Raw genomic sequence first — 21,310 nt, forward strand, 5'->3', positions numbered from 1 at the left:
TTCACTATTGTTAGAAAAGACACCCTTTTAAAAGGGTGTTTTACATTTAGGAGGTGTTGTCATGGCATATGAAGCAGAAATTGACAAAAAGAACCTACCCAAGCATATAGCCATTATAATGGATGGCAACGGGCGATGGGCAAAAAAGAGATTTCAACCAAGGCTTTTTGGTCATAGGGCTGGAATCGAATCCTTACGTGAAATTATTCAAGCGTCTTCCGATTTAGGTATTAAAGCCTTAACGGTTTATGCCTTTTCTACGGAAAATTGGAAAAGACCCAAATCAGAAGTAGATGGTTTGATGAAGATGCTTGTAGAATATTTTAAAAAAGAAATTGAAGAACTAAATAGGAATAATGTAAAAATTAGAATTATTGGTGAAAAATCTGCCTTGTCAAAAGAAGTAAAGTCTACTATTGAAAAAGCGGAACGTAGAACAGAAGATAATGAGGGGCTTTTTTTCAATGTAGCCATAAATTATGGTGGTAGGAATGAAATCATTCAAGGTATAAAAGCTTTATATCAGGACATGATAATGGGTAAATATTCCACAGAAGACTTAAATGAAGATATGTTTACAGAATATCTATTTACAGAAAATCTAGAGGATCCCGATTTAATCATACGTACTAGCGGTGAACTTCGAATGAGCAATTTTTTAATATGGCAAAGTGCTTATAGTGAATTGTATTTTACGGATATTTTATGGCCCGATTTTAAAAAAGAAGATTATTATGACGCTATTTGTGATTACCAAAAGAGAAAAAGAAAATTTGGTGGCATAATTGTATAGGAGGCTTGTATGTTAACGCGAACTTTAACCGCCATATTAGGTATTCCACTTCTCATATTTATAATACAAAAAGGGGGGAGCTTACTATTTGCTTCCTTACTTGTGCTTTCTAGTGTGGGCTTATTAGAATACTGCAATGCAGTAAATACAGATGAAAAAATAAATGTAAATCCAGTTCTAGAAGCTCTTTTAGGTATCTTCTTATTGTGCCTCTTTTATTTTGAAAGTCAATTTATTGTACCTGGCCTTATACTTTGTTTTATGCTGATTTTCATTCATCAAATATGGAATAATAAAGTTTATGTCCTACAAGGGATTTATGCGTTTTTGGGTTTGTTTTACGTAGCTTTTTTATTAGGTCATATTCTTTTATTTGAAAAGTTGGAAAATGGAACGTATATTTTATGGTTGGTTTTTATTATTAGTTTTGCTACAGATACTTTCGCCTACATATCAGGTGTGAATTTTGGAAGACACAAATTATGTCCACAAATTAGCCCCAAAAAGTCTGTTGAAGGTGCCGTTGGTGGTGTAGTAGGTAGTATTATTGCCACTGTCATTTACGGTTATTTTATGAACAGATACGGATATTTGAATTTTCCACTTTTCTTTTATATTATACTGTCCCTTATAGTAAGTGTTTTTTCACAATTTGGTGATTTAACGGCTTCTCTTATAAAAAGGACATTTGGAGTAAAAGACTATGGACATATCTTTCCTGGACATGGTGGCGTATTAGATCGATTTGATAGTATTATTTTTGCTACGCCAGTAGTATATTATATTACGTATTACTATATTTTGTTGAGGTGATTAAATGACTTTTCAAACCATCCTTGTGGCAATTCTCATATTCGGCTTTTTAATTGTCATACACGAATTTGGCCATTTTATATTTGCAAAATTATCTGGAGTTGTTGTAGAAGAATTTGCCATTGGCATGGGTCCCAAGCTCTTTGGTTATCAGGGTAAAGAAACAAAGTATTCCTTAAGGCTCATTCCTATGGGTGGCTATTGTCAAATGCTTGGTGAAGATGCTGAAGATTATCAGAGCGGCAGTTTTAACAGCAAAAGCAAGCTTGCTCGAATTCTTATTCTTTCAGCAGGATCTTTGATGAATTTTTTAGGTTGCATTGTGCTTTTAACGATTATATTTTTTATAGTTGGCGTTCCTAGTACTACCCTTGACCTTATAGAAAAGGATTATCCTGCCTATGAAGCTGGTTTGCGTCAAGGGGACATTATTGTAGCTATAGAAGGAAAAGATGTTGATTCCTGGGAAGATGTAACATCTCAGATTAGTTCTGTAGAGGAAAACATTTATTCTGTTGACGTTTTGCGTGATGGTCAACAAATGAACTTTAATGTAGCATCAAAATTTGATGAAGAGTTAAATCAACACCGCATAGGTATTACCTCACAAAGAGAGAAGAGCATCTTTTCGTCTATTACAAATGGCTTTAAACAAACTTTCTTATATGGAAAGCTGATTCTTGAAAGCTTAGGTCAGCTGTTTACTGGAGAAGTGTCCACGGATTCTCTAACAGGGCCTATTGGAATCGTATCTGTTGTAGGGCAAAGCATAGAATACGGCATAGTAGCAGTATTAAATTTAGCTGCTGTAATCAGTATTAATCTGGCAATTTTTAATATATTGCCCATACCAGCTCTTGATGGAAGTAGAATTTTATTTGTAATTATTGAAGCTATAAAAGGCTCTCCAGTTTCTCCTGAAAAAGAAGGTAAGATACATTTTGTGGGCTTTGCTTTGCTCATAATAGTAGCAATATTTGTAGCCTATAATGATATCCTAAGATTGAGGTGATTGCTTGATTACGCGAAAGAAAACAAGAGAAGTTCCAGTTGGAGAAATCTATATTGGAGGAAATAATCCCATCGCTATACAGAGTATGACGAAGACGGATACAAGAGATGTAAAGGCTACTGTAAATCAGATAAAAGAATTAGAAGATGTCGGTTGTGATATTGTAAGAGTAGCTGTAGTAAATGAAGAAGCAGCAAGAGCTATTAAAGAAATCAAGAAATCCATATCTATTCCATTAGTTGCAGATATTCATTTTGATCATCATCTAGCCCTTACAGCACTAGAAAGTGGCGTTGATAAACTTAGAATTAATCCGGGAAATATAGGCGATGAATCTAAAGTTAAAGAAATTGTGCAAAAAGCAAAAAAAAGAAGTGTACCCATTCGAGTTGGTGTAAATTCCGGTTCCTTAGAAAGGGATCTCTATGAAAAATATAATGGGGTCACACCAGCAGGTCTTGTGGAAAGCGCTTCAAGGCATATTGAAATACTAGAAAACCTAAATTTTGAAGATATTGTAGTCTCCATTAAGTCATCAGATGTGCTATTATCGGTAGAGGCTTATAAACTATTTAGTCAAAAGTACGATTACCCCCTTCACATCGGGATTACGGAGTCAGGTACTTACAATATAGGATCTGTAAAATCTTCAGTAGGTTTAGGAATTTTATTATATCATGGTATTGGAGATACGTTGAGGGTTTCCTTGACCTCTAATCCTGTAAATGAAATCAGCGTAGGGGAAGAGATTTTAAAGTCCTTAGGAATTTTCCAAAAACCTCGAATTGAGTTTATCTCTTGCCCTACCTGTGGAAGAACAGAAATTAACTTAATGGAAATTGCAGAGAAGATTGAAAAAGAATGCAAGCACATTCGAAAGAGTATAAAAGTAGCTGTTATGGGCTGTGTAGTAAATGGTCCAGGAGAAGCTCGAGATGCCGATATTGGCATTGCAGGTGGTAAAAATAAAGCGGTATTATTTAAAAAAGGGGAAATACTCCGTACTGTAGATGAACAAGATGTAGTAGCTGAAGTGCTGAAGGAAATTCATAATTTGTAGAGGGATTGTTCCTCGTTTTAATGAAGTATAAAATATGAAACTTTTAATGAACAATGATCATTGAACAGTACAAATATGCAATGATTTATGATATCTTTGTATAGTGTTAACTATTCATTGTTCATCGTTCATTATTGCGTTAGTCGCATATTTGTTGAAAGGGGTGTTTGTATGAATTTAACGATCACAGATATCACTATACGACTTGTGCTCTCTGTAGTATTAAGTGGTCTTATTGGCTTTGAAAGAGAGTATACAAAGAAGCCAGCAGGCTTTCGCACTCACATTTTAGTTTCTATTGGAGCCACCACTGTAATGATAGCTGGCTTGATGATGTTTCGAGACTATAGTAGTTTGTCTAATATGGATCCTAGCCGTCTAGGTGCTCAAGTTATCAGTGGAATTGGTTTTTTAGGAGCTGGAACTATTCTGAGAGAGGGCTTTACAGTAAAAGGCCTCACTACCGCTGCAAGCATATGGGCTGTAGGATGTATTGGCCTTGTAGTAGGTGGAGGCTATTATGTACTAAGTTCTATCTCTACCTTAACTGTTTTTATTACTTTAAAAATATTTGGGAAAGTACAACATAAATACGAAAATACTTATGAAGTATATCTATTTCATATAAAATATACAGATGATTTTAACGTTGAAACCTTGTTTCAATACTTGGATAAAAGAAGTCTACAACTTTTATCCTTGCGTTATAATGAAGAGGATGCTGAATTCACCTTGCGAATCAATAAAAGTTTAGATTATATAGCATTGCTCAAAAAAATATCTGAAGAGAAAAAAATATACTCTACAAAAACACGGGTAGAATCAGAGATAAGATGAAGTCCTACTAGTCATACATTATATAAGCGCTCTAGGAGGTAATAAATTGGGAAATCATTCGAATCCACTAAGTGAAATACTAAATTCTTGTCCAATTAATATCACAAAAGTAGAAGTAAACCCTACTAGTTGTAAGTGGATATTACATATAGAAGATCCAACGAAATTTGATAAAAAATCTCTTGAAAGTGAGTTAATAGGCACATTTCCAGGTTTAAAATGTGTAGAATTTAAGAATGCAGACAGTCAAAATTCTATAAAAGAGTACCTATCTGGAAAAAAAGAATTTATCAAGCAGATTATTCGCAACAAACAGCCCGAAGTATTCTTACCAAAGAACAATTGGTCTCTTAAAGGAAATATTATTGAAATACCTATTTTTCTTAAAGAAGATTTTGAAAATTTAACTCAATCGGATATAGGTCAGCAGATTCATGATCACTTAAGAGAAGCAGATGCCGTAAATTTACAATTTAAGTTTGTATACAAGGGTAAAATTGAGGATATGGCCCAAGAAATTCAAAAAGAAAAAGAGAATCTAAAAGTGCAGATTTCCAAAGAATCTATTAGTACAAACAATAAAAAAGCATCCCCAGCTCAGAGTGCGGATAAGATCATATTCGGAAAGCGAATTACCTCAGATGCTATAAAAATTGTAGATTGCGCACCAGATGAGCAATCTATTATATTAGGAACTGTCTTTAAAATAGAGAACAAGGATATTAAGAATAATAAAGCTATCATTATATTTAACATCACAGACTATACGAGTTCTATGACTGTTAAATTTTTTATCCTGCAGGACAAAAGGGATGAAACATTAGAAAGAATAAAAGGAGCTAGCGCACTAAAAGTAATGGGAAGAGTTGAGTACGATACTTTTGCCAGAGAATACGTTTTTATGGCTAATGGCATTGAAGAAGCACAAATACAGATTAAGACAGATAATGCAGAAGAAAAACGAGTAGAACTTCACCTGCATAGTCAATATAGTGCTATGGACTCTGTAGCCAAAATTGAAAAAGCAGTAAAAAGAGCCTTGGCTTATGGGCATAAAGCCTTAGCCATTACAGATCATGGAGTTTTACAGGGATTTCCTGAGGCTATGGAGTACACTAGGGAAAAAGACATTAAAATGATTTACGGCTTAGAGGGATATCTGGTTGATGATAAAAAAAGTGCCAAGTCGGGTAAGAAAGACGGGGATCTAGATGGTACATTTATCGTCTTTGATTTAGAAACAACAGGTTTATCTTCTAGAAAAAATGAAATCATCGAAATAGGGGCCGTAAAGGTTCACAATTATCAAATTGTTGAAACCTTTGGCTCCTTTGTCAAACCCAAAGAAAAGATTCCTATGAGGATTACTGAGCTAACGGGAATTACGGACAATATGGTGGCTAATGCAGAGACTATAGAAGTAGTACTTCCTAAGTTTTTAGATTTTTGCCAGGATTATATTTTAGTGGCTCATAATGCAAAATTTGATCTATCCTTTTTAGAGAAGGCTTGTCATATTTGTAATATGGAAAGAGATTTTTCGGCGATTGATACCCTTTCTCTTGCCCGAAATGCCATTCCAGAAATCAGTAGACACAATTTAAAGGCGTTGACAAGATACTATAAAATCAATTTAGAAAACCATCATAGAGCAGTAGATGACGCTATGGCTACAGGAAAAGTCTTTATTCAACTGCTTAAAACCTGTAAGGACAAAGGCGCTAGTAGAGCAAATGATATTGATAAGGTCTTTGATAATGAGCTAGCCATTCAAAAGATGGATACGTATCACATCATTATCCTAGTCAAAAATAATACTGGACTTAAGAATTTATACAAATTAGTATCAATGGCTCATTTAAAATACTTTTACAAGAGACCCAGAATACCAAAAAGTATCCTAGCCAAGTATAGGGAAGGTTTAATTATTGGTTCTGCTTGTGAAAGCGGGGAATTGTTTCAGAGCATTTTAAAAGAAGGTTCCGATGAAGAGATTGAAGATATTGCGAATTTTTATGATTATTTAGAAATTCAGCCCTTAGGCAATAATCAATTTTTAATAGATAAGAATATCGTTAGTTCCGTAGAGGATTTAATCAACATTAATAAAAGAATCATTCAATTAGGAAAAAACTGTTCCAAACCTGTAGTTGCTACCGGAGACGTACACTTTTTAGATCCTCATGATGAGTATTTTAGACGCATCCTCATGCATGGTCAAGGTTTTAGTGATGCAGAAAACCAACCACCATTATATTATCGAACTACACAAGAGATGTTGGATGAATTCTATTATCTAGATCAAGATACTGCCAAAGAAGTAGTCATCACAAACCCTAATAAGGTGGCAGATGCTATAGAGAAAATTTTGCCGATCCCTGATGGCACGTATCCTCCAGTAATAGAAGGTTCGGATCAAGAGATTACGGACATGGTAATGAACAATGCCTATGAAAAATACGGAAACCCACTTCCTGAAGATGTGGCTAAAAGAGTAGACCGAGAGCTGACTTCCATCATTAAAAATGGCTATTCTGTACTTTATTTAGTAGCCCAACGACTCGTTAAGAAGTCAAATGATGATGGATATCTAGTAGGATCAAGGGGTTCTGTTGGTTCATCGTTAGTTGCTACATTTAGCAATATTACAGAAGTAAACCCACTACCGCCTCATTATATCTGCCCTCAGTGTAAGAATTCAGAGTTCTTAGATAGCAGTGAGTACGGTGTTGGACCAGATTTACCAGATAAAGACTGCCCAAATTGCGGGACAAAATACCATAAGGATGGCTTTGACATTCCCTTTGAAGTTTTCTTAGGTTTTGATGGAGACAAAGAGCCTGATATCGACTTAAACTTTTCTGGAGATTATCAGCCAATCGCCCACAAATATACAGAAGAACTCTTTGGAGAAGGTAAAACTTTTAAGGCTGGTACCATAGGCACTGTTGCTGAAAAAACGGCCTATGGCTTTGTGGCACATTACTTAGAAGAGACGGGCAAGCAGGTTACCAATGCAGAAATTGATCGATTAGTAGCAGGGTGCACAGGTATAAAGAGGACTACTGGCCAACATCCAGGGGGGATCATGGTTGTACCTGAAGATAAAGACATATTTGATTTTTGTCCGATTCAAAGACCTGCTGATGATAGAAGCTCTACTATTATTACTACCCACTTTGATTACCATTCTATAAGTGGCCGTCTTCTCAAATTAGATATTCTTGGGCATGACGATCCCACTGTTATTCGTATGTTAGAGGATTTAACGGGAGTAGATGCAACAAGTATTCCCTTAGACGATAATGATACCATGAGCATATTTACTTCAAATGAAGTGCTAAAATTAGAAGATTCAGAAATGGGCTCTCCTCTTGGCACCTATGGAATACCAGAGTTTGGAACGAGTTTTACTCAAAGCATGCTCTTAGATACAAAGCCAACGGCTTTTGCCGATCTTATTCGTATTTCTGGCTTGTCTCATGGTACAGATGTATGGCTTGGTAATGCTCAAACCCTTATTCAAGAGGGAACTTGTACCATTAAAGACGTTATTAATACTCGAGATAGTATTATGATTTATCTCATGCAAAAAGAACTACCACCTAAAACTGCTTTTATAATAATGGAAAAGGTTCGTAAAGGTAAAGGACTAACGGAAGAAGATATTGTAATTATGAAGGAGCACGATGTGCCAAATTGGTATATTGATTCTTGTCAAAAAATCAAATACATGTTCCCAAAAGCTCACGCAGCAGCTTATGTAACGATGGCCTTTCGAATTGCTTATTTTAAAGTTCATTATCCACTGGCTTACTACGCAACCTATTTTTCAATACGAGGAGAAGACTTTGACGCCCATGTAGCTGTACAAGGAAAAGAGTTTGTAAGAAAAGAAATTAAAGCGATTAGAGATAAGGGCAATGATGCTACGACAAAAGAAAAATCAAAACTAACGGTTTTAGAATTGGTTTTAGAGATGTACTGTAGAGGATTTGGATTTTTGCCTGTTGATTTAATGGAATCTCATTTTAATAAATTTCTTATCAAAGAAGATAAACTACTCCCTCCTTTTAATGGACTAGAGGGGATTGGAGAAAAGGCGGCACATAGCCTGTACGAAGCAAGAGAAGAAGGTCCCTTTCTCTCTATAGAAGATTTGCAAAGAAGAAGTAGAATCAGTAAATCGAATATAGATGTCTTAAGCAAACACGGAGCTATTAACTTCTTGCCAGAGAGCAATCAAATTTCGTTGTTTAGTCTCTAACAGCTAGTGATTGCACTTAGGAGGGATAATATTCCTTGAATTTGCATATAATTAATGATATGATATAATAAGACAAAAGAAAGTATCGATTCGTGTAAAGAGTGGGGAGAGTCCCACTCTTTACTGTTTAGATGGAGGTTTCTATGGCAAAAATCAAAACCGAAGAAGTAGTATTCGACCTTACAAAACCGATTACCGATGAATATGATTTTGAATTAGTGGATGTTGAATATAAAAAAGAAGGTCAAAATTGGTATTTACGCGTTTATATTGATAAAGATGGCGGTATTGCGTTAAATGACTGTGAAACGGTTAGCAATAGACTTAGCGACATATTAGACGAGAAAGATCCAATTGATGGAAGTTACTTTTTAGAAGTATCTTCACCTGGTTTAGACCGACCATTAAAAAAAGAAAGAGATTTCATTCGCTATATGGATAGAGAAGTTGAAATAAGTCTTTACCAAGCAGTAAATAATTCAAAGAATTATAAGGGAATTAATAAAGGGGTTAAAGACGATATACTGACTATTGAGCTAGAAGACCATAGTTTATTAGAGGTCCCCATGAAATCAGTAGCGTCGGTAAGATTGTATTTTGAATTTTAGTTGGAGGTAACAGATGAATAAGGAGTTTATTCAAGCACTTGATGAAGTGGAAAAGGCAAAAGGAGTAAAAAAAGACGAGCTAATTGATGCAATCGAAGCCGCTATTGCTTCCGCCTATAAAAAGAATTATGGAACAAGCCAAAATGTGAAAATTCTTATTAATCGAGAAAATGGAGAAATAAAAGTATTTTCCTTAAAACAAGTAGTAGAAGAAGTGTTCGATGAGTTACTAGAAATTAATTATGAACAAGCAAAACAAATAAATGAACAATACGAAATTGGTGATATGGCAGAAGTTGAGGTAAAACCTAAGAATTTTGGTCGTATTGCTGCACAAAATGCAAAACAATTGGTTGTACAAAGAATAAAGGAAGCTGAAAGAAACATTGTATACGATGAATTTATTGAACGAGAAGATGAAATCCTTACAGGAATTATTCAGAGAAAAGAAAAAAACAATGTGTTTATAGACATTGGCAAGACGGAAGGAATACTCGCTCCTACAGAACAAATTCATGGGGAAGACTATTCTCAAAATAAGAGGATTAAAGTTTATATCTTAGAAGTAAAGAAGACTACAAAAGGCCCTCAAGTATTCGTTTCTAGAACCCATCCTGGTCTAGTAAAAAGATTATTTGAAAGTGAAGTTCCTGAAATCTTTGATGGTACAGTCCAAATCAAATCCATTTCCAGAGAAGCTGGTTCAAGAACAAAAATCGCCGTTTACGCATCAGATCATAATGTAGATCCCGTAGGCTCTTGTGTTGGCCCTAAGGGTGCAAGAGTTCAATCTATTGTAGATGAATTAAACGGGGAAAAAATAGACATAATTAAATGGAGCGAAGATCCAATGGAATATATTTCTACAGCTCTTAGCCCTGCGAAAGTTTTAAAGGTAGAGGCAAAAGAAAATGATAAATCTGCTCTAGTAATTGTAGATGATTATCAATTATCTCTTGCGATTGGTAAGGAAGGTCAAAATGCTCGATTAGCTGCTAAATTGACAGGTTGGAAAATAGATATTAAGAGTAAAAGCCAATATGATGAGCATGCAAAATTAGAGGACATTGAGAAGTCCATCTTAGACGATTTGGATTTAGACTTAGAATAAGGTTCAAGCTTTAAGGAGGCATATATATGAAGAAAACACCTCAAAGAACTTGTATAGTCTGTAAAGATAAAGTTGATAAAAGAGACTTAAATCGCATAGTAAGCACAAAAGAAGGAGACCTGTTTTACGACCCAACAGGAAAAGCGAATGGCAGAGGTGCTTACATATGCAGCAAAGACAGCTGTATTGATAGCATTGTTAGTACAAACATGCTAAATAAAACTTTTAAACGTGAAGTATTAAAAGAAGTAAAAGAAAAGCTTAAAGAAGATGTAATAAACGGGAAAAAATAATAACGTTTTTTCGTCGTACTAAAATCATATAATAACAACTATAATGGATAGGGGGAATTTGATGAGTAAAATAAGAGTATATGATTTGGCAAAAGAATTAGATGTTTCAAGCAAGGATTTAGTAAAAAAGTTAAATGATCTGGATATTCCAGCTAAAAACCATATGAGTGCCCTAACAGAACAAGAAGTGAGGTACTTTAAAAGCCATCAAAATAATGCGAATACGGTAAAAGATCAAAAGGCAAATGAGTCAAAAGCAAATGAAAATGTAAAAATAAATCATCAGGACAATAATAAAACAACAGTAGGAACAAATCATAAAAAGCACCAGAATACAGCGACTAAAAGCAGTAATAATAACACCCATAGTGGCTCTAGTAAAAATAATAACAGTAACACTAACACTCATAATAACTCTAGCAAAAATAATAACAGTAATAATAATACCCATAATAATTCTGCAAAAAGCAATAGCAACAATAAAGGTTTAAGTAATCAAAATAAAAACACAAAGAATCATGAAGGTAAAGGGGCAAGTCCATCGAAAACGCACAATACAAACAAAAAGAAAGACATTAACAAACCTAAGGTTACACCTGTAAAAATTGACAATAGTAAGAGAGTTAAAAAAACGAAAACAGATTATAAAAAACGAAAAACAGAAGAAACTAAAGTTGAAGAGACAATTCTTTTACCATCACAAATCACAGTTGGCGATCTTGCATCCAAAATCAATATCTCTGTTACAGAGATTATTACGCACTTGATTAAATTAGGTATTATGGCATCAATTAATCAAGAAATCGATTTTGATACTGCTGAGGTTATTGCAAGTGAATTAGATATCAAAGTGGAATTAGAAAATGTAGAAGAAGAAGTACACAGTATCTTAGAAGAATACGAAGATGAAGATGATAAAAAAGATCTAATAAAAAGACCTCCTGTTATTACAGTAATGGGTCATGTTGACCATGGTAAAACATCCCTACTAGATGCTATTCGCCATACGAGTGTTACTTCAAGAGAAGCTGGTGGCATTACACAACATATTGGTGCTTATACGGTACAAATAAACAATGAATCGATTACCTTTATTGATACTCCTGGTCATGAGGCATTTACTGCCATGCGTTTAAGAGGAGCTCAAATTACAGATATCGCTATTTTAGTAGTAGCTGCTGATGATGGCGTTATGCCACAGACTGTTGAAGCAATCAACCATGCGAAAGCTGCAAACGTACCGATTATCGTTGCTATAAATAAAATCGATAAGGAAAGTGCAAATCGTGACCGAGTTCTTCAAGAATTAACTGAACATGGATTAATTGCAGAAGCTTGGGGCGGGGATACCATTTGTGTTCCTGTATCTGCTCATACTGGAGAAGGTATTGATACGCTGCTCGAGATGATTCTTTTATCTGCTGAAATGCTTGAACTCAAAGCGAATCCTAAAAGACTAGCAAAGGGAAGCGTTGTAGAAGCTCAATTAGATAAAGGTAGAGGAGCCGTTGCAACTTTGCTTATTAATACAGGTACATTACGTATTGGAGACATTGTCGTATCTGGTACAACCTATGGTAAAGTTCGTGCGATGGTCAATGATAAAGGAAAAAGATTAAAATCAGCTGGTCCATCTGCTCCAGTAGAAATTATTGGTCTTTCCGAAGTGCCAGAAGCTGGAGATGACTTTTACGTCGTAAAAGACGATAAAACAGCAAGACAAGTCTCTGAAATGAGAAAACATTATCTAAAAGACCAACAAGTTAAAAAGAGTGCACCACTTTCATTAGATGATTTATACAATCAAATACAAGAGGGATCCATAAAGGATATTAATATCGTCATTAAGGCAGATGGTCAAGGTTCTGTGGAAGCCTTAAAACAATCCTTGTTTAAGCTTACAAATGATGAGGTTCGAGTAAATGTAATACACGATGGTGTAGGTGCTATTTCTGAATCAGATGTTATATTGGCATCAGCTTCTAATGGTATTATCATTGGCTTTAATGTTCGACCTGGAGCAAATGTATCTAAAATAGCCGAAAGAGAAGCAGTAGACATTCGATTATATCGAGTAATCTATGATGCAATAGAAGATGTAGAAGCAGCTATGAAAGGTATGCTAGACCCTGAATTTAAAGAAGTAGTCGTGGGTACTGCAGAAGTTCGTGAAACCTTTAAAGTACCTAATATCGGTATAATTGCAGGTATATATATTACAGATGGTAAAATCGCTCGAAATAACGACGTCAGAGTAATAAGAGATGGCATAGTTGTTCAAGAAGGCTCAATTTCCTCTTTGAAACGCTTTAAGGATGATGCAAAAGAAGTTGTTCAAGGCTACGAATGTGGTCTAGGTATTGAAAAATTCAATGACCTTAAAGAAGGAGATATTATAGAAGCCTTTATGATGGAAGAAATCCCTAGATAAGGATGATTTATTATGTCAACTAGAATACAGCGAATTAACGAGACAATAAAACAAGAGCTCAGCCATTATATTCGGCTTGAGTTGAAAGATCCAAGATTAAATACTGATATGATAAGCATTATCAGAGTAGAGGCAACAGGTGATTTACGTTTTGCAAAAGTATTTGTAAGCATCTTTGAAAATGACGCTGATAAAAAGAATGAAATGCTTGGAATCCTTAAAAAATCTGCTGGGTTTTTGAGAAAACAAATTGGCAAGAACCTGACAACTCATTACACACCAGAACTTTTATTTGAACTAGATAATTCTATCGAGTATGGTGTTCATATCGATTATTTACTTCGTAAAATTAATCATAAGGATAATTAGTATGGATCATATTATAAAAGCAATTAACAAGTATCAAAGCTTTGCAATCAGTAGCCATAGAAATCCTGATGGAGATTCTATTGGCTCCTGTATTGCCTTAGGCTTAGCATTAAAAAAACTGGGGAAATCCGTTACTTATATTATGGATGATATTCCTCAAAAATTTGAATTTTTAGATGAGATTCAGAATTTTAAAGTAAATACATCCCAACACTTTGATGTAGCCGTATGCTTGGATTGTTCAAATATTGAACATCTACAAAATAGCCAAAATCTATCTAATGGGGACGTCATCATTAATATAGACCATCATATTAGCAATACAAATTATGGTGGATTAAACTATATAGATTCTGTTGCAAGCGCTACAGGTGAAATCATCTATGAACTCATATGCAAGCTGTCCATCCCTATAGATGAAAATATGGCTATTGCATTGTATGTGGCAGTTGTAACAGATACAGGAAATTTTAAATACAGTAATGTGACGCATAAAACCCATGCTATTATTTCCGAATTATATAAAATCACAGATATTTATTGGAAAATCAATACTATAATCTTTGATCAAAATTCTTATGAGCGGATGAAGATTATCGGTAAATCCTTAGAAAACTTATACCTAACTCATGAGAACAGAATATCTGTAATAGCACTATCTTTAGAAGATCTAAAAGAGTACGACAATGTAGACCTAGAAGGTATTATTAATTATGCAAGAGATATTAAAGGTGTTGAAGTGGCAGTATTTGCTAAAGAAGTAGAACCGAATTTATTTCGCGTGTCATTTAGAGCTAATGGAGATTATGATGTAAGTACATTAGCTACTATATATGGCGGGGGCGGACATAGCAAGGCCGCAGGTTGCACAATGAGGGGTAATGGCCTTAAAGAAATCATGAATGATATAACAGATAATATTGCAAAGGACTTACAATGAACGGAATTATAAATATTTATAAATCACAAGGTATGACCTCACACGATGTAGTCTACAAAGTTCGAAAAATTCTTCATACAAAAAAAATTGGTCACACGGGTACATTAGACCCTATTGCAGAAGGTGTTTTGCCCCTTACTATTGGCCAAGGGACTAAAATCTCTCAATTTATTGTAGAGAAAGAAAAAGAGTATGTAGCGGAACTTTCATTTGGCTCTAAGACAGATAGTTTTGATCGAACAGGTCAAATAATAGGACAAGTTGATAAAATAATTACTGAGGATGAGTTAAAAAAGACTCTTCTTTTATTTACTGGAGAGATTGATCAAGTACCTCCTATTTATTCTGCTATAAAAGTAGATGGTAAGAAACTATACGAATACGCTAGGGAACAGATACAAGTAGAGATTAAAGCTCGGAAAATTTCCATCCACGAACTTGAGCTTCTTCATTTTGAATTTCCTATTGCCAAAATAAGAGTTGCCTGTTCAAAAGGTACTTATATTCGATCTTTATGCAATGATATTGGAGAAAAGTTAGGCACCTTCGCACATATGACCTCTTTGATTCGAACAAAGAGTGGTCCTTTTCACCTCGATAAAGCCATAAGCCTAAAGCAACTTGAAGCATTAAGCTCAGAAAAGATCGAACAGCACTTGTACCCAATGGATTTTCCACTTCAACATTTATTTCGAGTTGATGTGCAACCTTATTCAGCAAAGTATCTGCTCAATGGAAATCCTTTGATTCAAAAGAATATTGTACAAAACATAAATGATATTCCACTTTGTGAGAAGGTTCGAATCTACTTACATGACGAATTTAAAGGGGTTGGTCTTATGGAAAATAAAGACGATTATCGAATCAAACCCTTAAGATTATTTACGAACCAATAAATCAAGCCTAAACAGGTTTTCAAGCATCCACGTGCTTATGAAGACAGATACACCGAAACAATCTAGGTTTTTAGTAAGGAGACATAAGATGGAGTCCATAGTATTAAATAAAGACACAAAACTACAATACGATACATCTGTAGCCTTAGGCTTCTTTGATGGCATTCATTTAGGACATAGAATGCTTATTGAAACAATGAAAAAGAGGGCAAAAGAGAAAAAATTACTTAGTTGTGTTGTAACTTTTGATAGGCATCCCTTGACGATAGCTTTTCCTAAATATGCTCCAATGCTCATATTATCTAATGAAGAAAAGGTCAAAATTTTAGAGACAATGAATATTGAACAATTGGTTTTTCTGAAATTTACTGAAGAAATGATGAATTATGAACCGACAAGATTTGTTGAAGAAATCTTAGTTGGTCAATTAAATATAAAGCATGTAGTTGTAGGATTTAACTATAATTTTGGAAATAAGGGTGAGGGTTCCCCTCAGTTACTGAGACAACTTGGTAAAGAACATGGCTTTGAAGTAGAAATCGTGGGCGAATATCAAGTAGAGCGCCAGACGGTGAGCAGTTCCTTTATTCGAAATTTAATTTCTACTGGAAAAGTGGATGCAGTAGAAAAATATATGGGTAGAAAATTTTTCGTTTCAGGGGAAGTAATTGAAGGGAAAAAAATTGGTAGGCAATACAATTTTCCTACTGCTAATATAGAAGTAAAAGGGAATCAAATTACTCCTGAACCAGGAGTTTATTACACTCATGTTATATATAAGGGTAAAGAATATCACGCTCTTACTAATGTAGGTCACAATCCCACCTTTGCAAATCATCCGTTTAGAATTGAGTCTTATATTTACAACTTTTCAGAAATCATATACGGTGAAAAAATCAAAGTAATCTTCTATAAAAGAATAAGAAAAGAAAAAAAGTTTAATAATATTAATGATTTGTTTAAACAAGTACAACATGATATAGCCACTATTAACGAGAAGTACGTTCTGTGTTCTAATATCTAAGTAAAAACAAATGATTATTTGCTTTTGATACACTACTATGTTATAATAATACTGTTAATTTTAACCTTTATCTGTGTTTATTGAATCTCCAACAGTATACTCTGATAGAGGCGTTTAACAAAAACATTTAGGAGGAAAGAAAATGAGTTTAAGTAAAGAAAAGAAACAAGCGATCATCGATGAGTACAAGTTAACAGAAGGAGATACTGGTTCTCCAGAAGTGCAAATTGCTATATTAACTTATAGAATCAATGAATTAACAGAGCACTTTAAAATTCACAAAAAAGACCACCATTCAAGAAGAGGTTTATTAAAACTTGTAGGACAAAGAAGAGGTTTATTAAATTACCTGACTAAAAAAGATATCAATAGATATCGTTCAATTATCGAAAAGTTGAACATCAGAAAATAAATTGTAATAGATGATTAAGGGCGGAGATATCCGCCTCTTATTTTACGCATAACTAATGAGCTAAGCTAAAATATTTTTAAGAAATTCAATAACTGAACAATTACAAGTTATATAAAGTTTACTGAACTACGAAAGGAGGAATACAATGACACATGTATTTAAAAAAATAATTGCAGGCAGAGAATTAATCGTGGAAATCGGAGAATTAGCGCAACTTGCTAACGGTTCTGTATTTCTAAAATATGGACAAACAAATGTTTTAGTAACTGCTTGCGCGTCTAAAAAGCCAAGAGAAGGAATAGATTTCTTTCCGTTAAGCTGTGATTACGAAGAAAAACAATATTCCGTAGGAAAAATTCCAGGAGGATTTATTAAGAGGGAAGGAAGACCTTCTGAAAAGGCAATTCTTTCTTCTAGATTAATAGATAGACCTATACGACCATTATTCCCTGAAGGATTTCGAAATGATGTACAAGTTGTAGCTACAGTGATGAGTGTGGAGCAAGATAATTCTCCAGAAATCGTTGCAATGCTAGGCTCTTCTATTGCATTATCTATTTCAGATATTCCATTTGATGGACCAACTGGTTCTGTTTTAGTTGGTTTAATTGATGACGAATTTATCGTCAATCCTACAGTAGAACAAAGAGAAAAAAGTGATTTGCACTTAACGGTTTCTGGTACAAAAGATGCTATCATGATGGTAGAAGCTGGAGCTAACGAAATATCAGAAGAAACTATGCTAAAAGCAATCCTATTTGCTCATGAGCAAATAAAGGATTTCGTTGCATTCCAAGAAGAAATCATAAAAGAAATTGGCAAAGAAAAAATCCAAATAAATCTTTTCAAACCGGATGAAAATATCGAAAAAGAAATTCGCGACAACTCGTCATCTAAACTTGCAGAGGCAATAAAGACAGAAGAGAAATTAGAAAGACAAGAGAAAATTGACGCTGTTAATGCAGAAATCATGGAAACCTACTTAGAAAAATATCCAGATAATAAAAGAGATATTAGCGAAGTAGCTTACAATATGCTAAAAGAAGAAGTTCGTAGAATGATTGTTCATGATAAGATTAGACCTGACAATAGAGCACTGGATGAAATCCGACCAATTAGTTGTAACATTGGAAAGCTTGACCGTGTTCATGGATCTGGACTCTTTACAAGAGGTCAAACTCAAGTAATGTCTGTAGTCACATTAGGAGCATTAGGTGATGTACAAATTCTAGATGGACTTTCTGAAGAAGAAGTGAAAAAAAGATATATTCACCACTACAATTTTCCATCTTTTAGCGTTGGTGAAACAAGACCAATGCGTGGACCAGGTAGACGAGAAATTGGACATGGTGCATTAGCAGAAAGAGCATTATTACCTGTTATTCCATCTGAGGACGATTTCCCATATACTATTCGAGTAGTATCTGAAGTATTAGGCTCAAATGGTTCTTCATCCCAAGCAAGTGTTTGTGGAAGTACCTTATCCCTATTAGATGCTGGCGTTCCTATTAAAGCACCTGTAGCGGGTGTCGCTATGGGACTTATTAAAGATGGAGATCAAGTAGCTGTTCTAACAGATATACAAGGTATGGAAGACTTCTTAGGAGATATGGACTTTAAGGTGGCTGGAACAGATAAGGGAATTACGGCTATCCAGATGGATATTAAAATTCACGGTATCGATGAAAATGTCCTTCGAAATGCCCTTCAGCAAGCATTAAAGGGAAGACTCTTTATCCTGGACAAAATGAATGCAGTTATTTCAGAACCAAAAGATGATTTATCTCCATATGCACCAAGAATTATTACAATGGAAATTAAACCAGATAAAATTAGAGACGTAATTGGCTCTGGTGGAAAAGTAATCAATAAGATTATTGACGAAACAGGCGTTAAAATTGATATTACAGACGATGGAAAAGTATTTATCTCTTCTCCTGATTCCACTTCTGCTGAACGAGCAAAAGAAATCATTGGCAATATCACAAAGGAATATGTAGTCGGCGAAGTATATCTAGGCAAAGTTAGTCGAATCGCAAAATTCGGAGCATTTGTAGAATTACCAGGCGGCAAAGAAGGAATGGTTCACATTTCTAAATTAGCCCATGAAAGAGTTAATGAAGTAGAAGATGTGGTCAAAATTGGCGATGAAGTGACTGTAAAAGTGATGGAAGTTGACCAACAAGGACGAATCAATCTATCGAGAAAAGCAACTCTTCCAAGACCAAAGACAAATCATGATGATAAATAAGTGCCTTGGGCCCTTTAGCCACTAGCTTTAGGGTCAAGATTCTTGGCTACGCTCAGAATGACTGGCGCAAGAGCTAGGATCAAAAGTAGGACTTTCATCTTAAACAGTTGTTATAAAAGAAAATATTATAGCTAGTAGAGACACATAGACTTTTAGTTTATGTGTTTTTTCGTAAATAAAAGCTTTAGCTTTCATTTGACGAGTGCCCAACTAAGGAATCAGCTTTAGCTGATTTTGAGGTGTAAAAATGCAATTTCTACATTTCGCTTTTCGCATTAAAGTTTTTTCCGTCCAACTTTTATTATTAAGGAGTAAAACGATGAACAAAATAAAAATTCAAATCATTAACAAATCAAAATATCCTCTTCCTGCTTATCAAACAGAAGGTGCTGCGGGGATGGATTTATGTGCAAATCTTGATGAGCCCATTATTATAGAAAAAGGTAAGATTAAATTGATTCCTACTGGCCTTTTTATAGCCTTGCCCCTAGGATATGAGGCTCAAATTCGCTCTAGAAGTGGAATGACTCTAAAATTTGGTATAGTAGTGGCGAATGGAATAGGTACGATTGATTGTGACTATAGAGGTGAAATTCAGGTTATACTCATCAATCTAGGAGAAAAAGATTACACGATAGACCCTGGAGAGAGAATTGCTCAAATGGTCATTAATCAATATTCTAGGGCTGTATTTGAAAAAGTAGAAGTTTTAAACGATACACTGCGTGGAGAAGGTGGCTTTGGACACTCAGGCTACTAGCTGAACGCTGATAACTAAAGTGCCTTCGGCACTTTTTTATCATATTTTCCCGAAAACCCTCATATGAATACATAAGATGAAGTTGGAGGCGGATGAAATGAGATTTGGCGAATTAAGAGATCGAGAAATAATAAATATTGAAACTGGTGAAAAATTAGGCACTTTTGGTAATTGTGAATTAGATATTGACATCTCCACAGGACAGATTATATCTATTATCGTCATAGAAGGTGCAGGCTCCTTTTTTTCCTTTTTAGGAAAACAGGAAGAATTCAAAACAGTGATTCCTTGGGAAAATATTAAAAAAATTGGAAAAGACACTATTATGGTATCGATTTAAATGAAGGATGGTTGAACGGTAGTTAAATAATTATCGAGTTTCCTATCAATTTATAGATAGAAAAAGGAATTCTCAATTTTAAATTATTCATTGCGCAAAGCGTATATCTCGTCCGACCGTCTAACTTTTTTAATGTATAAAAAACTAATCCAACCACATACTATAGTAAGATTGAATCTTTTAACTATAATATGGTGGTGTGATATGAACAATAAGAATATATTTCAGAATATTAACCAAAACGAGAACGACAACGAATTACAAAACTTGCAAGAATTAGGACAAGTGAATATTCCTGATTTTGAAAGCAGTATTTTTACTCTACCTATCATTGGAGAAATTGAAGGTCATGGAGAATTACCTCAAGGGAGAAAATCGACGAAATACGAACATGTGATCCCCCAGCTTTTAGCCGTAGAACAAAACCCTAAGTATGAAGGTCTATTTCTTATTATTAATACAGTAGGAGGAGACGTAGAAGCAGGTCTAGCTCTTTCTGAGCTTATTTCAAGCATGAAAAAACCAAGCGTATCCCTAGTTATTGGTGGAGGTCATAGTATTGGCGTGCCATTATCCGTAAGTACAAATCACTCCTTTATTGCACCTACAGCTTCTATGACCATCCATCCTATCCGAACAAGCGGATTAGTCATTGCAGTGTCTCAAAGCTTTGAATACTTCAAAAGGATGCAAGAGAGAATCGTCTCCTTTGTAGAGAAAAATTCAAAGATACAAAAAGATCGTTTTGAAGAGCTCATGTTAAATAACAGAGAAATGGCGAATGACTTAGGTAGCATACTTGTAGGACAAAATGCTGTAGATGAAGGTTTGATTGATTCTGTAGGGGGATTAAGCGATGCCCTTATTAAGATTCAGGAACTTATCGATGAAAGAAAAGCGGAAAACTAATATCAAAAGTGAAAGGTGTAAGTTTATTATGCACAGTTTAAAGCTGTGCATTTTTATATTATTTACAAGAGAGTAGCTTTTTTATCTTTTAAATTAAAAAAAACGCAAACTATTGTTTGTCTATAGTTTAACTACCCTTTAATCACTAATTGCTGATGACTAAAGCGTCGAAGGCGCTTTCTTG

General features: G+C 34.7%; 19 protein-coding genes. All 19 read left to right on the forward strand.

From position 1 onward, the window contains the following. Positions 1-61: 61 nt before the first annotated feature. The 19 genes from Q7P22_RS08795 (at position 62) to Q7P22_RS08885 (ending at position 21,126) form a co-directional block, all read left to right on the forward strand. Positions 62-793, forward strand: a complete 732-nt coding sequence (locus tag Q7P22_RS08795; protein ID WP_303863271.1) for an isoprenyl transferase — start codon at positions 62-64, stop codon at positions 791-793. A gap of 9 nt (positions 794-802) precedes the next feature. Further along, positions 803-1,606: a CDP-archaeol synthase gene (locus tag Q7P22_RS08800; protein WP_303863274.1), complete on the forward strand. Its 804-nt coding sequence runs from the start codon at positions 803-805 to the stop codon at positions 1,604-1,606. Positions 1,607-1,610: 4 nt separating this feature from the next. Then, complete coding sequence (gene rseP, locus Q7P22_RS08805) at positions 1,611-2,618, forward strand: RIP metalloprotease RseP (protein ID WP_303863277.1); 1,008 nt, start codon at positions 1,611-1,613, stop codon at positions 2,616-2,618. A 7-nt stretch (positions 2,619-2,625) separates the two neighbouring features. Beyond that, positions 2,626-3,678: a flavodoxin-dependent (E)-4-hydroxy-3-methylbut-2-enyl-diphosphate synthase gene (gene ispG / locus Q7P22_RS08810; protein ID WP_303863339.1), complete on the forward strand. Its 1,053-nt coding sequence runs from the start codon at positions 2,626-2,628 to the stop codon at positions 3,676-3,678. 171 nt (positions 3,679-3,849) lie between these two features. Further along, positions 3,850-4,515 (forward strand): MgtC/SapB family protein, encoded by a 666-nt coding sequence (locus Q7P22_RS08815; protein ID WP_303863281.1) that lies wholly within the window; start codon positions 3,850-3,852, stop codon positions 4,513-4,515. A 46-nt stretch (positions 4,516-4,561) separates the two neighbouring features. Further along, positions 4,562-8,782, forward strand: coding sequence for a PolC-type DNA polymerase III (locus Q7P22_RS08820; RefSeq protein WP_303863284.1), 4,221 nt, complete (start codon positions 4,562-4,564; stop codon positions 8,780-8,782). Positions 8,783-8,925: 143 nt separating this feature from the next. After that, a complete protein-coding gene (gene rimP / locus Q7P22_RS08825) occupies positions 8,926-9,390 on the forward strand; it encodes a ribosome maturation factor RimP (RefSeq protein WP_303863287.1) in 465 nt (154 codons plus the stop codon). 13 nt (positions 9,391-9,403) lie between these two features. Further along, positions 9,404-10,501 (forward strand): transcription termination factor NusA, encoded by a 1,098-nt coding sequence (gene nusA / locus Q7P22_RS08830; protein WP_303863290.1) that lies wholly within the window; start codon positions 9,404-9,406, stop codon positions 10,499-10,501. 26 nt (positions 10,502-10,527) lie between these two features. Further along, positions 10,528-10,794: an RNase P modulator RnpM gene (rnpM, locus tag Q7P22_RS08835; protein WP_303863293.1), complete on the forward strand. Its 267-nt coding sequence runs from the start codon at positions 10,528-10,530 to the stop codon at positions 10,792-10,794. A 61-nt stretch (positions 10,795-10,855) separates the two neighbouring features. Then, a complete protein-coding gene (gene infB, locus Q7P22_RS08840; RefSeq protein WP_303863295.1) occupies positions 10,856-13,225 on the forward strand; it encodes a translation initiation factor IF-2 in 2,370 nt (789 codons plus the stop codon). Between the two features lie 12 nt (positions 13,226-13,237). Next, positions 13,238-13,594 (forward strand): 30S ribosome-binding factor RbfA, encoded by a 357-nt coding sequence (gene rbfA / locus Q7P22_RS08845; protein WP_303863297.1) that lies wholly within the window; start codon positions 13,238-13,240, stop codon positions 13,592-13,594. A 1-nt stretch (position 13,595) separates the two neighbouring features. Then, positions 13,596-14,534, forward strand: a complete 939-nt coding sequence (locus Q7P22_RS08850) for a bifunctional oligoribonuclease/PAP phosphatase NrnA (RefSeq protein WP_303863300.1) — start codon at positions 13,596-13,598, stop codon at positions 14,532-14,534. Further along, on the forward strand, positions 14,531-15,430 hold the full coding sequence (gene truB / locus Q7P22_RS08855) for a tRNA pseudouridine(55) synthase TruB (protein WP_303863303.1): 900 nt from the start codon (positions 14,531-14,533) through the stop codon (positions 15,428-15,430). Before Q7P22_RS08850 ends, truB begins: the two co-directional genes overlap by 4 nt. 88 nt (positions 15,431-15,518) lie before the next feature. Beyond that, positions 15,519-16,454 (forward strand): bifunctional riboflavin kinase/FAD synthetase, encoded by a 936-nt coding sequence (locus Q7P22_RS08860; RefSeq protein WP_303863306.1) that lies wholly within the window; start codon positions 15,519-15,521, stop codon positions 16,452-16,454. A 142-nt stretch (positions 16,455-16,596) separates the two neighbouring features. Next, positions 16,597-16,866, forward strand: coding sequence for a 30S ribosomal protein S15 (gene rpsO / locus Q7P22_RS08865; protein WP_303863309.1), 270 nt, complete (start codon positions 16,597-16,599; stop codon positions 16,864-16,866). Between the two features lie 145 nt (positions 16,867-17,011). Then, positions 17,012-19,117: a polyribonucleotide nucleotidyltransferase gene (locus Q7P22_RS08870; protein WP_303863312.1), complete on the forward strand. Its 2,106-nt coding sequence runs from the start codon at positions 17,012-17,014 to the stop codon at positions 19,115-19,117. A 319-nt stretch (positions 19,118-19,436) separates the two neighbouring features. Then, complete coding sequence (gene dut, locus Q7P22_RS08875; protein ID WP_303863315.1) at positions 19,437-19,877, forward strand: dUTP diphosphatase; 441 nt, start codon at positions 19,437-19,439, stop codon at positions 19,875-19,877. 97 nt (positions 19,878-19,974) lie between these two features. Beyond that, a complete protein-coding gene (locus Q7P22_RS08880; protein WP_303863318.1) occupies positions 19,975-20,217 on the forward strand; it encodes a YlmC/YmxH family sporulation protein in 243 nt (80 codons plus the stop codon). A 204-nt stretch (positions 20,218-20,421) separates the two neighbouring features. Beyond that, entirely contained in the window at positions 20,422-21,126 is a 705-nt protein-coding gene (locus Q7P22_RS08885) for a ClpP family protease (protein WP_303863323.1), read from the forward strand. Positions 21,127-21,310 lie beyond the last annotated feature (184 nt).

The organism is Alkalibaculum bacchi, from assembly GCF_937875145.1.
GTDB lineage: Bacteria > Bacillota > Clostridia > Eubacteriales > Alkalibacteraceae > Alkalibaculum > Alkalibaculum bacchi_A.